The organism is Spirillospora sp. NPDC046719, assembly GCF_040645715.1.
Classification (GTDB): Bacteria; Actinomycetota; Actinomycetes; order Streptosporangiales; family Streptosporangiaceae; genus Spirillospora.
Window position 1 is genome coordinate 1 of the sequence record NZ_JBEYYT010000261.1, and the last position, 13188, is coordinate 13188.

Genomic DNA, 13188 nt, shown 5'->3' on the forward strand with positions numbered 1-13188 from the left:
CCCGCATCCGCGGCCATGCGGGCGGTGGCCGTTCGTGCCCGCGGCGTTCCTTAAGCGGCGCCGGTCCCGCCCGCGTCCGCTCCACCGGAGCCGTCGGTGAGCGCGGTGAGCAGGTCGGTCAGCCGGCCGACGAACGCGGCGGGATCCTCGATCCGGGCACCGAAGGTGAGCACCCCCTGGTTGAACAGGACGTGCGCCCAGTCGGCCATCCGGTCGTCGTCCAGCCTCTCGTTGAGCCTCTGGATCAGCGGATGCTTCGGGTTGAGCTCCAGCACCGCCTGGCGGGGCAGCCCGGCACCGCGGAGCCGGTGCATCAGGTTGACGTCGATCTCCGGCTCGTTGCTCACGATGCACGCGGGCGAGGTGGTGAGCCTGGTGGACAGCCGCACGTCGAAGGCCAGCCCGGACAGGTAGGCCTTGAACCTGCCCAGCAGCGCCGCGTACTCCGCGTCCGCCTGCTCCTTCTCCTGCTTCTCCTCCTCGTCCGCCAGCGCGCCCAGGTCCCCGGCGCCCTGCGCCACGGACTGGAACCTCCTGCCGTCGAAGTCGTGCAGGCTGGAGACCACCCAGTTGTCGACGCCCTCGCCCAGCAGCAGCACTTCCACGCCCTTGGACCGGAACGCCTCGAGATGGGGGCTCGCCTTGGCCGCGGCCGGCGACGGCGCGAGCAGGTAGTAGATGTGCTCCTGCCCGTCCTTCATCCGCGCCACGTAGTCGGCCAGCGAGACGTCCGCGCCGTCGGCCGCGGACCTGGTCGAGGTGAACCGCAGCAGCTTCGCGATGTCGTCCCGGTTGGAGTAGTCGTCGGCGACGCCCTCCTTAAGCGTGCCGCCGAACTCCTTCCAGAACACCGCGTACTTCTCGGGCTCGCGATCGGCCATGTCCGCCAGCCGCCGCAGGACCTTCTTCACCGCGTTGACCCGGATGTTGTCGACCGCCCGGCTGCCCTGCAGGATCTCCCGGGACACGTTCAGCGGGAGGTCGGCGGAGTCGATCACACCCCGGACGAAGCGCAGGTACTTGGGCAGGATCTGCCCGGTGTCCTCCATGATGAACACCCGCTGCACATGCAGCCGGACCCCGTTCCGGGAATTCTGCACCCACAGGTCGTACGGCGCCGTGCCCGGGATGAAAAGCAGCAGCGTGTACTCGTAGATTCCCTCGATCTTGGCGTGTACCCAGGCGAGCGGGTCGGAGGCGTCGCCGGAGATGTGCCGGTAGAACTCGGTGTAGTCATGGTCGGCCAATTCGTCCTTGGGCCGGGCCCATAGCGCCGATGCCTTGTTGATCGTCACATCCGGCCGGGGTCCGGCCTCGTCTCCGTCCTCCTTTTCACCGGGCTCGCCGGGCATGAGGATCGGCACGCTGATGTGGTCGGAGTACTTCTCGATGATCGACCGGAGCCGCCAGCCGTTCAGCAGCTCCTCCTCGCCGTCCTTGAGGTGCAGCACGATCGTGGTGCCCCGGTCGGCGCGCTCGATCGTCTCCAGCGAGTACTCGCCCTTCCCGTCCGACGTCCACCGCACCGCCTCGCCGGCTTCCAGCCCGGACCGCCGCGTGGTCAGCACCACCTTCTCCGCCACGATGAACGCCGAGTAGAAGCCCACCCCGAACCGGCCGATCAGCGCGGCGTCCTTGCGCTGGTCACCGGTCAGCGACCGCAGGAACTCCTGGGAGCCGGACCTGGCGATCGTCCCGATGTTCTCGATCACCTCGTCCCGGCTCATCCCGATGCCGTTGTCCGCGATCGTGAGCGTGCCCGCGTCCTTGTCATAGCCGACCCGGATCCGCGCCGGCCCCTGGGCATCGGGTGACTCGCCCGCCGCCAGCAGTTCCAGGCGGAGCCGGTCGATCGCGTCCGAGGCGTTCGAGATCAGTTCGCGCAGGAAGATCTCCTTGTTGCTGTACAGCGAATGGGTCATCAGATCCAGGATCTGCACGGCCTCCGCCTGGAAGCTGAACACCTCTTGCCCGGACCGTTCCGCCGCCACCGTCATTTCCGCCTCCGTCCGCAGCCCGCCAATGACGCGCCGAGTGTAACTCTCCGGTGTGTTCGCCGCCAGCATGGCTTCGGTCGGCGGCGCCAATTCTCCTGCAACTCGATTCTCGTATGAATCGCGGGCAGGCAAGGGCGTGCGCGGGCCGCGCATGGCAGCCCGGCAGTACCGATACAGCGCGAGATGCGCGCCGTTCATAAAACGGCGACCCGTTTTGAACTCGCGGAAATCGGAGCCTTTCTCAGATTCCCCGCAGGATCCGGGGCGGTTCCGTATCGAGAAGTCCGACGGGATCGAAGGAGAGCCGGTGGCCGGTCGGCGTGTTGCCCGACCGGCCCGACTCCGCGCGCATCGTGGCCACCAGCGCGGCGAGCGTCAACTCGGGCTTCCCGGCGATCCGCGCCGCGGCGCTGCACAGGGCGGACGGCAGGCACCCGCACAGCGTGATCAGGTCATGGACCGCGGACTGATCGGCCCGCATCCGTTCGCCGCCCACGATCTCGCCCAGCAGCTGGTGCGCTTCCGCCCGCGTCAGGACATCGAGCCGGATCCGGCGCGCCCCCTCCGACACCGTCAGCTCGTCGAGGCTCCTCCTGCTGGTCACGAGCACCATGCTGCCGGGTCCGTCCGACAGCAACGGGCGGACCTGCTCCGCCGTCCCGGCGTTGTCCAGCAGGATCAGCATGTCGCGGCCTGCCAGAAGCCGTCGGTAGAGGGCGATCCGATCCCCGGTGTCCGGCGGGATCATCGAGGCCGGCACGCCGAGAGCCCGCAGGAAGCGGTGCAGGATCTCGCCGGTCCTCGGCTCGGAGGAGTCGCCCTGAAGGTCGGCGAACAGCTGCCCGGCCGGAAAACGCCCCGCGAAGCGGTGCGCCCAGTGGACGGCGAGTGCGGTCTTGCCGACACCGGCCCGGCCGGTCAGGGTGACGAGCGGCCTGCCGTCCTCGCCGTGGTCCGGCCGGTCCAGCAGGTCGGTCAGAGCGTCCAGTTCGGCGCGCCGCCCGGTGAAATAGCTGGGATAGGCGGGTATCTGCGCCGGCGCGACCGGGGCTTGGGGCGGCGCGGCGGCCTCGTCCTCGCCGAGGTGCACCACCGGGACCTGCTGGCGCAGTACCCGCATGTGCGCCTGTTCCAGCACTTCGCTCGGAGATATTCCCAGTTCCCGGGCCAAACGGGAACGCAGCGCGGCATAGACGGAAAGTGCGGTAGCCTGCTGCCCCGAGCCGGCCAATGCGATGAGCAGATGGGCGTGAACGCGTTCGTTCAACGGATCGGCCGCGGCGAGGGCGTGCAGCCTGGGAAGCACCTGATTATGCAGCCCGAGACCGCAGGCGACCTCGGCGTATTGCAGATGGACATCGACCAGCCACCGTCTGAGTTGCGCGACCGCGGGCTCCTCGTGGAGCATGACCAGATCGGCGAACGGATTCCCCCGGCACAGTTCCGCCGCCCGCTCGTAAATTGAATACGCCGTCCGGAGCATTCCCAGGTTCCGCGCCATATCGGCCTGCCGCACAAGGTCCTTGAAAACCTGTACGTCTATTTGCCCCGGTTCCAGGCTGAGCCGGTAGGAGCCGTTGGCGAAGATGATCGACGGAGCTCCGGTCGTGTCCTTGCCGGCACCGGGAACAAGGAGCCGGCGAAGCCTGCTGACGTGGACCTGTACCAGGTTCACCGCGGTGGGCGGCCGCTCGTATCCCCAGACCGTGTCGATGATCACGTCCCGGTGCACCGGGGTGTCCACGTTCGCCGCCAGCATGCCGAGCACCGCCCGCCGTGCCGGCGGTCCGAGACGCAGCGGGGTGCCGTCACGCCAGACCTCCAGCGGCCCGAGCGCCGCCAGCCACAGTCCCCGCCTGTCCCGCCGCTCAGGCGAATTCCATTCGGCGTCGGGAGCCCGTGCGTCCACCGTGGCGACCCGGCTGGAAGCCGCCTCCGCCAGGTCCGACGTCCGGTCGGAGTCCAGACCCAGGGCACCGGCCAGCGCGGCCAGCGAGCGGCGGCGCGGGCGGGTGCGACGGCCCTGCTCCAGATCTCTGACGGCGGCGAGGCTGAGGCCCGCCAGGGATGCCAGTTCCTGCTGCGTCAGACCGGCCTCCGCCCGCAAGGCGCGGAGCACGTCCCGGAGGCCGGGACCTGGCCTGAAACCCTCTTCCCCCATGGTGTCCCTTACGCTACGCCGTCGAGGCTATTTCGGCCCTACCTCAAATCGATGTCATTTCGCATGGGTCGAAGTTCCCGTCGCAACGCGAACGCACCGCGCACCCGCCCCACATGATCCGATCGTTACGGCCATTCGGCAAGGTTGGATCGGTGACCTGCAGGAATGTAGGGATGCAGGAGACTGGGTGGAGGCTCACGCCGGCCCGGCGGTACAAAATGCACGGTGTCCGAGTGGTCAGCGGCTGGTGGTTCGCTGGCGCCGCGACGGCCGATCCGGTGACGCGGCCGGTTTTGATGTGGGATTCATGTCGACCTGAATTCGCCGGGCCGGGGAGTCGCCCAGGGCGGGGCTCGGTGGGGACATGCTGGTTGATCAGCGGTTTCGCGCTGCATGACCGTCTGTCAAAGTAAGTACTTACCGTTGCGACGGGCGGTGGAACGCCCTCCGCGGCCGGTACAGTGTGCGAACGCGAGCGGTGCTCGATGATCACTGTGAGTTCCCGTACCTGGAATCCGTCGCGCATATCGAACGAGGGGCTCGGGATCCCTTCGAACGACCTTTGGTCCACATGAACGGCTCGGGCCGGTGTTCAACCGCAGGGCCAGAGTCCGGATGCCGGAGTCCACTCTCGAAAATCGACGAAAAGACACTTCCCGGTCGTCACGCAACGCGGTCAAGTACTACCTCACTGCATGCGGGGCGGATATTTACACTCGGGGCGCGATCTGGCAAACAGGCAATGGCGGCCCCACCGCGTGGACCGCCGAATCGCGGGCCGTTGAAGGCCGATCCCCAGGCAGAGCACGTGCGGAGCCCGTCGCGGAGCCGACTCGCACGCGGCCCGCGGACGGGGGAACCGGCGTCCGCGAGGACGCACGGCGGCCCGCCCGGGCCGCACGAGCCGAGGCGGCAGGTACGGCAACCCGTCCGTAAGCAGCGCGACAGCTTGCTCGTGGAGGATGACGGCCGGGTCCAGGTCCGAGCCGCGTAGCGAGCAAGGAGAAGCATGAATCAGCCAGAGGGTCAGCGGGTTCAGCTATCCATCAGATCCGAAGCCGTCAAGCCGAGTCAGGACGGCCAGCTCCCGAGAATCGGAAACGAGGTCGTCTCGGTTCCCGTACTGTCCCTGCGCGCGGGCGACTCGCCGCGGCTCAACGGGGAGGACAAGGCGCACATCGCGCAACTCGCCGATACCGAGACACCGCTGCCGCCGATCCTGGTGGACCGGCGCACCATGCGGGTCATCGACGGCATGCACCGCCTCATGGCCGCGTCGCTCCGCGGCAAGGACATGATCGACGTCATCTTCTTCGACGGCACCGAGGCCGACGTGTTCCTGCGGGCAGTGCAGGAGAACGTCGCCCACGGGCTCCCGCTGTCCCAGGCCGACCGGCGGGCCGCGGCGGAGCGCATCATCGCCTCCCACCCGCACATGTCCGATCGGGCCATCGGGCAGGCCTCCGGACTGGCGGCGAGGGCCGTCGCCAGCATCCGGAAACGTTCGAGTGAGCACTTACCACAGTCGAACGCGCGCGTCGGGAGGGACGGGAGGGTCCGGCCGCTGGACAGCGGGGACGCGCGGCGGCGCGCCGCGGAGCTGCTGACCCAGCAGCCCGAGGCCTCGCTCCGCGAGGTGGCGCGCGCGGCCGGCATCTCACCGGCGACGGTCCTCGACGTGCGCAAGCGCCTCGCCCGCGGCGACTCGCCGGTCCCGGAAAGGCCGGCCGCGCGCAAGAGGCGGAGCGGGAGCGTGGCGGCCAGGAACGACAATGCCGCCGGCGGGGTCACCGTCGGTCATGTCGGCGACGGCGGTGAGGTGCCTCCGGCGCCGCAGCTCGTGTCGGTGGACGCCGCCGCGGTCCGGCCGGCCGTGCCGCTCCAGCGCCTGCGCGCCGTCCTCGACGATTCGCGCGGTGTCGTCGAGAAGCTGATGCGCGATCCGTCCCTGCGCAACAACGAGCAGGGGAAGGTCGTATTGCGGATGCTGCACTCCAACGCGGCCGGATCGGAGAACCTGGCCAGCGTTGTCACGGCGGTGCCGTCGCATTGCGTGACGACGGTCGTCCTGCTCGCCCGGCAGTACGCGCAGATGTGGCAGGAACTCGCCCAGGAGCTCGATCGCAGAGCGCGGATCGTCGACGTGAACATCTAGCCGCGCGGGCGGCCTGAGAACATGGGGGGCGTCCATGGGGACGCCCAGAGATGGCGGATCTCCACGGTCGCGGCGCCTGAGGGGCGGCCGCGGCCGTGGACGGTCCTGCCGGTCCCGCGAGCCGCGGCGGGGGCACCGGGCCGTTCGCTCACCTGGCGTTCCACCAGGAGGAGGTCGGCGTCAGCGTCGTGAGCATGCTCGTCGGGACCTGCTCCAATATGGCCCTGTGCAGCTCTTGCAGCTCCTGCCCCGGGTCGATGCCCAGGCCGTCGCGGAGCTGCCGGCGGATGAGCGCGTAGTGCTGGAGCGCCTCGGCCTGGCGGCCCGATGCGTAGAGCGCGAGCATCAACTGGGCGCGCAGCGCCTCGTGGAGCGGATAGCCGGAGACCACTCTCTGCAGCTCGGCGATGATCTGCCGGTGGTTCCCGAGTGAGATCTCCGCGCTGAACAGCTGCTCGTAGGCGGCGATCCGCTCGTCCTCGAGAGACCTCGCCTCGTGCTTGAGGGTCTCGCCCGGCAGGCCGGCCAAGGCGTCCCCGCGCCAGACGGCCAGCGCCTGGCGCAGACCGGCGGCCAGGTCGACGAGGCCGGGCCGCCCCCGCGCGGCGACGACCAGCTCACGGAAGCGCCACAGGTCGATGTCGGCCGGGTCGACCTGGAGCAGGTAGCTGTCCGCGCTGGTCTTGAGTTCGACGCCGGGGAGGGGCCGGAGCAGCTGGCGGAGCCGGTAGACGTAGGACTGGATCGTCGCCTGGGCGGTGACCGGGGGGCGGCCGTCCCACACGAGCCGCGTGAGCCGGTCGATCGACACGTCGTTGTTGGCGTCGAGCAGCAGCGTGGCGAGCACGGCGCGTTGCTTGGGTGCGGTGACGGGAATGCGCTGCTCCGAGAGCCTGACCTCAAGGCTTCCAAGAATGAAGAAGTACATGACATCCCTCGTCGCTGCCGGCCCGCGGCTACTAAAAAGAATCTGAATTTTCCCGGTTTTATTGTCGACATGTCTAGCATGACCGGGCAAGGCCGTCGAGTGGCGAACGGCGACCCGGTTCGCGCGGTCCAATTGGCGAGTTGATGAGTTCGGCGAGGTCGTCGCCGGGTTCGAGGCGAACGAGTCCACGGTTCTTGAATGGATGGGCAAGGATCGTGTGGCCGGCCCAGCCGTTCTGTCAACGAAGTTTGCTCGTCTGTCAGGAAGAGGGCCACGCTTCGAACAAGGTCGTCGTCACACCGTGACCTGCCGGCGCGGTCGGGCGGGATGCGCGGGGCCGGAGAACGATTCGGGAGCGGTCGCCCCGGGCCCGGCGGCCCGGGGCGCCGCCGCGCCGGGCGCCGGTGCGGCCGCGCGTCAGGCGCCGACGGGGATCTCGCCGGCGCGGGCCAGGCCGCCGAGCCAGCGGGCGGACGGCCTGGGGGTGCGGGCGAAGGTGCGGCGGTCGACGGCGATGAGGCCGAAGGTCGGCTCGTAGGAGCCCCACTCGTAGTTGTCGAGGGCGCTCCAGTGCAGGTAGCCGCGCACGTCGGCGCCGTCGCGCATGGCGGCGGCGAGGCCGGCGAGCGCCCCGGTCGTGTAGTCGATGCGGCGGGCGTCGTCGGCGGTGGCGATGCCGTTCTCGGTGACGATGATCGGGACGGACGGGCCGACGATCCCGGCGGTGTGCCGGACGGCCTCGCCGAGCGCCTCCGGATAGTACTCCCAGCCCATGATGGTCTTCTCCGCGCCGTCCGGCACGGGCAGGGGGCCGTCCTCGGCGACCTTCGTACGGCTGTAGGACTGCACGCCGATCCAGTCGTCGTCGCGCGCGGCCTCGATGAAGCGGTCCTCGCGCGGCCAGGCGTGGGCGCGGCAGGCGTCCTCGGCGCCGGGCTCCGCCGGCTGGTACACCTGGTTCGCGATCGTCCAGCCGATCCGGGCGCCGGGGAGCAGGCGGTGCAGGACGTCGCGGGCCGCGTGGTGGGCCGCGATCAGGCCCTCGGCGACGGCTTCGTCCGGGGCGAGGCGGGCGTAGTCGGCGCCGGGGTTGCGGCGGACGGCCTGCATGAGCGCGGCCATGTTCGGTTCGTTGATGGTGACGACGTGGCGGACGAGGCCGTCCAGGATCGGCGCGACCGTCTCCACGTAGCGGACGAAGAGGCCGGTCGCGTCCGGGGCGGCGAACCCGCCCGCCTTCGCGAACCAGAGCGGGGACGTGAAGTGGTGCAGGGTCACGACCGGTTCGAGGCCGCGTTCGCGCGCGCCCTCGATCATCCGCCGGTAGTGGGCGAGCGCCGCGTACGAGATCTCGCCGCGCGCCGGCTCGATCCGGGCCCATTCGAGGCTGAAGCGGTAGGCGTTGAACCCGAGGCCGGCGAGCAGGTCCATGTCCTCGCGCCAGCGGTGGTAGCTGTCGGCGGCGTCGCCGCTGGGTTCGCGGACCAGCGTGCCGGACGCGTGCTCGAACGCCCACCAGTCGCTCGCGGTGTTGCCGCCCTCGACCTGGTGCGCCGCCGTCGAGGCGCCCATCAGGAAGCCGCGGGGGAGGGCGAATGCGTCTGCCGGCATGCTCGGCCTTTCGGTTCGGGGGGCGTGGAACGCGAAAACCATACATCGATCGGATTTCATGGTAGCGTCCGACCCGCCCGACGAACCCCGGCCGAGGAGGCAGCGTGATCCCAGCGCCCGTCCGCCAGCGGACGACGGAAGGCGTATGCCGGACGGACCGACCCTGGCGCGTCCGGGCGGACGACCCGTCCCTCGACGAGGCGGCGGGCGCCCTGGCCCCGCACCTGCGCACCGGCCCCGAGGCCGAGGCCGGAACGGTCGTCCTCACCCTGGACGACGTGCCGCTGAAGCCCGGCGCCATCGGGGTCCAGCCGTCCGCCGACGCCGACGAGTGCTACCGCCTCACCGTCGAACCCGGCCGCATCACGTGCGCGGCCCGCACCCCGCAGGGCGCCTTCCGGGCCGGCGTCACCGCACTGCACCTGCTGGCGGAGACAGCGGAGACGGCGTGCCGCGTCATCGACGACGCGCCCAGATACGCCTGGCGCGGCCTCATGGTCGACCCGGCCCGCCACTTCCTCACCCCGGACGAGCTGCGCCGCCTCATCGACCTCGCCGCGCTCTACAAGCTGAACGTCCTGCACCTGCACCTGACCGACAACGAGGGCTGGCGGCTGCACATCGCGACCCGTCCCGCCCTCACCGCCGGGACCCCGCACTACACCGCGCGCGAGTACGCCGACCTGCAGCGGTACGCCGCCGCACGGCACGTCACCGTCGTCCCCGAGATCGACCTGCCCGGCCACAGCGCCGCCGCCCTGCGCGCCTACCCCGACCTCGGCACGCTGCCGCGCCCCTCCTGGTACCCGGCGGACGCGCCGTTCCCCGCGCCCCTCGACCCCGCCGATCCGCACACCCGCGCGTTCATCGTCGACGTGCTGGCGGAGACGGCGCGGCTCACCGACGGCGCGTTCGTCCACTTCGGCGGCGACGAGGCGCTCGGCGCGGACGAGGCGTCGTTCGCCGAGGCCGTCCGCCTCGCCCGCGAGGCCCTGCGCGTCGCGGGCAAGCGGCCCCTCGGCTGGCAGGAGTCGTCCCGCGCCGGCGTCGCGCCCGGCGACATCGCCCAGTTCTGGGTGGACGTCCCGATGATGGACCTCCCGCAGACCCAGGAGGAGCTGGACGCGCGTCCCGAACTCCTCGCCGCGGGCCACACCCTCGCCCGCACCAAGGCCCTGACCAGGTTCTTCGCGCCGACCGACGGGGATCTCGACCGCATCGTCCGCGGCGGCGGCCGGGTCCTGCTGTCCCCGCAGTCGCACCTCTACCTCGACCGCCCCTACGACCCGGCGATCGTCCCGCCCGGCCAGGCCGAGACGGGCGCGCGGCTCGGCTTCGCCTACCGGCCCCGCGACGTCCGGTACGCCGCCTCCTGGGACCCGTCCGCCTACGGCCTCGCGCCGGACCGGGTCGCGGGCGTCGAGGCGACCCTCTTCGCCGAGGACTTCCAGGGCTTCGACGACCACACGGCCCTTCTCCTGCCGCGCCTGCCCGGCATCGCCGAGGCGGCCTGGTCGCCGTCGCCGCCGTCGTGGGACGAGTACCGGGAACGCCTCGCGCGCCAGTCCGTGCTGTGGCGGGAGCGCGGCCTGACCGCCCTCCGCTCGACCGAGATCGACTGGCACTGACCTCGGTAAGGTGAGGACCATGGCGAAACGCGGCCCCTACCGCAAGGGCGAGGCGAAGCGGGCCGAGATCCTCAAGGCCGCGCTGGAGATCTTCGCCGACGAGGGCTACCGGGGCACGTCACTGCGCAAGGTCGCCGCCCGCTGCGACCTCAGCCTCCCCGGGATCATGCACTACTTCGAGTCCAAGGAGGACCTGCTCACCCAGGTCCTGCGCGTCCGCGACGAGACCGAGCGGGCCCGGCACCCCGAGTTCGACCTCGTCGAGGACACCCTCGACGTCATGCGGCAGGGCATGCGCACCCCCGGCCTCGTCGAGCTGTTCGTCTCCATGGCCGCGTCCGCCGGCGACCCCGACCACCCCGCGCACGAGTTCTTCCCCCGCCGCTACGAGGTCCTCCGCAAGGCCGCCGTCGAGCACCTCCAGAAGGCCATGGACGAGGGGACGATCCGCACCGACGTCCCCGCCGAGCGCCTCGCCGTCCTGCTCCTCGCCGTGGCCGACGGCATCCAGCTGCAATGGCTCGCGGACCGCTCCGTCGACATGCAGCAGCCCCTCGCCGACGTCCTGAACCTGCTCCGCACGACCGGCTGACCCTCCCGGCCCGGCCGGGCCGGGGATCAGAAGGCGCGGCGGACCTCGTTGAGGTCGTCGTGGTGCTCGTCGAACCGGCGCCGCGCCGCGTCGCCGATCGCGCCGACCTTCTCCAGGACCGCCTCGGTGTCCACCTTCGCCGGCAGCCCGGTCGCGGCCATCAGCTCGGTCACCATCTCCTGCACGCGGTCCCGCGCGCCGTCCTGCGCCGCGCCGATCGCCTCGATCAGCGACTCGGCGAGGGTCTCGCTGTCCATCCGCAGCGCCCGCGGGTTCAGCGCGATCCGCTGGATCCGGCCCGACGAGTCGACCGTGGCCTTGATCAGCCCGCCCGCGGCCTCGCCGGTGGCCGTCAGGTTCACCATCTCCTCCGTCGAGGCGGAGAGCCGGCGGAGCGCGTCGTCCGCCTGCGCGGCCAGCCGGTCCACGTCCTCGGGACGGAAACGCGCGGGGTCGAAGTCGAACATCGGATGCCTTCCGTCGGATGCCGTCGGTAGGACGATCCGAGCAATCGAAGATGTCGCCCTGGAGAAGGAACAGCCAATTGTTCATGTTGATCGTCCGACGCGGAATAGAAAGATCATCAGGGGCGGGGAATTCCCTGCCGCCCGTCGCCGGGGTGCGGTAGCAAAGGGGCATGGCACCTGGCGGGCAGGAAAAGTACGTCACTTCCCAGGGCATCGAGAGGACTCGGCGGCAGGTGCTGACCGAGGCCAAGCCCCTGTTCCGCGGCATCCGGGACGAGGTGGACGACACCGACGTCGGCGGTGTCGCGTTCGGCGTGGTCGGGCTGGCGTTCCTCGCGGACGCCTACGCCGCCGTGCAGAACGACATGCGGCGTTTCATGAATGACGCCATGGAGGTGATGGACGAATGGGCCGAGGCCCTCGAAGGAATCGAACGCGTATGGCGAGCGGCCGAGGACTACAGCACTCCGAAGGTCGTCCAGGGACCGGGCGGGCGCGATGTGAGGATCACCGGCCCCGCCGTCTACCAATGAGCCGGGCCGACGCGTCCCGCCGGACGAAGGAAGAATGAGATGACCACTCCCCACCAACCGCCGGACCCCCGCATCGCCTGGGGCCGCCCCCCGGGGTCCCCGCCGAACCCGGCCGCTCCGGCGACCCCGCAGGCCCCGTCGGCTCCGCCCCGGCCATCGGCTCCGCCGCGCCCGGTGACTCCGCCGCGTCCGGCCGCCTCACCGTTCCGCCCGGCCGCGCCGCCGCGCCCGGTCCCGCCGAGGCCGACCGTCCCGCCCGCGGCGACGGCGGCCAAGCCCCCGCCGGGCGGCGCGACCGCGCTGGTCGAGGACGCGCTCAAGAGCTGGCGGCAGGTGGCCCGCAAGGAGCCCCTCATCGTCATCGCGATCGTCGCGGCCTCGGTGGGCGTCGCGAACGTCCCCGGCATGTACCAGGCGGCGGCGAACTGGCGCGCGCGGATCTCCGGCGACCTCGACAAGCCGGCCAACCAGATGATGCGCGGTCTCCAGGCCGACTCCGGCAAGGACTGGATCGCCGACGACCAGGAGGCGTTCGCGCGGGCGGTGGACGAGTTCATCCGCCAGCTGGAGACCTGCCGCAAGTACGCCGAGGCGTGCGGCGGCGCCGTTGAGAGCGTCGCCAAGGCGTACACGTCGTACTGGACGGCGCTCGGCGACATGGCCGTCGCCATCCTGCCCGCCTTCCTGACGCTGTGGGCGCTGCAGCGCGTCCCGTACCCGCCGACCAGCATCGGCGCGCGGATCGCCGCGACCACGCTGGCGCTCGCCGTCATCGCCGCGGTCGGCAACCTCGTGTACGGCCTGACGCAGTTCCTGAACGCGGCGAAGAACATCATGTCGACGCTGCTCGCGGGCGGTGCGGTCCTGCAACTGCGGAACCTCAAGCCGTCCGGCGCGTCCGCCATCGAGTTCGCGGACGCGAAGATCGACTGGTCGCCGCCGTCGGCGTACAAGGAGCCCCGCCGCACCGCACCGAGCCCCTACGGCCGCTGACACTTCCGTTGGGGTGGGGGGCGGGGGCCCCGCCGGGCGGGCCCCCAGCCCCCACGGGCGCGATAGGCACGACCGCCCCCGGGCCCCCGACCGGGCCCCCCCCCCGGCCCCCGGTCGAACCCG

General features: G+C 71.0%; 10 protein-coding genes. 5 read left to right on the forward strand and 5 right to left on the reverse strand.

Translation table 11 applies throughout. The annotated features are described in order from the left end of the window. Positions 1-50: 50 nt before the first annotated feature. Together htpG and ABZ914_RS33380 are read right to left on the reverse strand one after the other, a co-directional pair. Positions 51-1997 (reverse strand): molecular chaperone HtpG, encoded by a 1947-nt coding sequence (htpG, locus tag ABZ914_RS33375; RefSeq protein WP_500198141.1) that lies wholly within the window; start codon positions 1995-1997, stop codon positions 51-53. 241 nt (positions 1998-2238) lie between these two features. Continuing rightward, entirely contained in the window at positions 2239-4116 is a 1878-nt protein-coding gene (locus ABZ914_RS33380; protein WP_500198142.1) for a BTAD domain-containing putative transcriptional regulator, read from the reverse strand. A 1051-nt stretch (positions 4117-5167) separates the two neighbouring features. Here ABZ914_RS33380 and ABZ914_RS33385 point away from each other — a divergent pair. Further along, positions 5168-6313: a ParB/RepB/Spo0J family partition protein gene (locus ABZ914_RS33385; RefSeq protein WP_433149203.1), complete on the forward strand. Its 1146-nt coding sequence runs from the start codon at positions 5168-5170 to the stop codon at positions 6311-6313. Between the two features lie 148 nt (positions 6314-6461). Here ABZ914_RS33385 and ABZ914_RS33390 read toward each other — a convergent pair whose 3' ends face one another. Further along, a complete protein-coding gene (locus ABZ914_RS33390; RefSeq protein WP_500198143.1) occupies positions 6462-7241 on the reverse strand; it encodes an AfsR/SARP family transcriptional regulator in 780 nt (259 codons plus the stop codon). Positions 7242-7658: 417 nt separating this feature from the next. Beyond that, positions 7659-8852: a glycoside hydrolase family 1 protein gene (locus tag ABZ914_RS33395; protein WP_500198144.1), complete on the reverse strand. Its 1194-nt coding sequence runs from the start codon at positions 8850-8852 to the stop codon at positions 7659-7661. 104 nt (positions 8853-8956) lie between these two features. On the opposite strand from ABZ914_RS33395, the gene ABZ914_RS33400 reads away from it, so the two are divergent. Both ABZ914_RS33400 and ABZ914_RS33405 read left to right on the forward strand, forming a co-directional pair. Beyond that, entirely contained in the window at positions 8957-10480 is a 1524-nt protein-coding gene (locus ABZ914_RS33400) for a family 20 glycosylhydrolase (RefSeq protein ID WP_500198146.1), read from the forward strand. Between the two features lie 19 nt (positions 10481-10499). After that, complete coding sequence (locus ABZ914_RS33405) at positions 10500-11072, forward strand: TetR/AcrR family transcriptional regulator (RefSeq protein ID WP_387029961.1); 573 nt, start codon at positions 10500-10502, stop codon at positions 11070-11072. 26 nt (positions 11073-11098) lie between these two features. On the opposite strand, the gene ABZ914_RS33410 is transcribed toward ABZ914_RS33405, so the two are convergent. After that, complete coding sequence (locus ABZ914_RS33410; RefSeq protein WP_500198147.1) at positions 11099-11539, reverse strand: YbaB/EbfC family nucleoid-associated protein; 441 nt, start codon at positions 11537-11539, stop codon at positions 11099-11101. A gap of 170 nt (positions 11540-11709) precedes the next feature. Here ABZ914_RS33410 and ABZ914_RS33415 point away from each other — a divergent pair, with 170 nt between their 5' ends. Further along, entirely contained in the window at positions 11710-12072 is a 363-nt protein-coding gene (locus tag ABZ914_RS33415) for a hypothetical protein (RefSeq protein WP_500198148.1), read from the forward strand. A 174-nt stretch (positions 12073-12246) separates the two neighbouring features. Continuing rightward, positions 12247-13065, forward strand: coding sequence for a hypothetical protein (locus tag ABZ914_RS33420; RefSeq protein WP_500198149.1), 819 nt, complete (start codon positions 12247-12249; stop codon positions 13063-13065). Positions 13066-13188 lie beyond the last annotated feature (123 nt).

What these genes read in the sequence shown, in the direction of transcription:
- htpG (WP_500198141.1), bottom strand. Translation starts at nt 1,997, where the DNA reads ATGACGGTGGCGGCGGAACGGTCCGGGCAAGAGGTGTTCAGCTTCCAG.
- ABZ914_RS33385 (WP_433149203.1), top strand. Translation starts at nt 5,168, where the DNA reads ATGAATCAGCCAGAGGGTCAGCGGGTTCAGCTATCCATCAGATCCGAA.
- ABZ914_RS33390 (WP_500198143.1), bottom strand. Translation starts at nt 7,241, where the DNA reads ATGTACTTCTTCATTCTTGGAAGCCTTGAGGTCAGGCTCTCGGAGCAG.
- ABZ914_RS33395 (WP_500198144.1), bottom strand. Translation starts at nt 8,852, where the DNA reads ATGCCGGCAGACGCATTCGCCCTCCCCCGCGGCTTCCTGATGGGCGCC.
- ABZ914_RS33405 (WP_387029961.1), top strand. Translation starts at nt 10,500, where the DNA reads ATGGCGAAACGCGGCCCCTACCGCAAGGGCGAGGCGAAGCGGGCCGAG.
- ABZ914_RS33410 (WP_500198147.1), bottom strand. Translation starts at nt 11,539, where the DNA reads ATGTTCGACTTCGACCCCGCGCGTTTCCGTCCCGAGGACGTGGACCGG.
- ABZ914_RS33415 (WP_500198148.1), top strand. Translation starts at nt 11,710, where the DNA reads ATGGCACCTGGCGGGCAGGAAAAGTACGTCACTTCCCAGGGCATCGAG.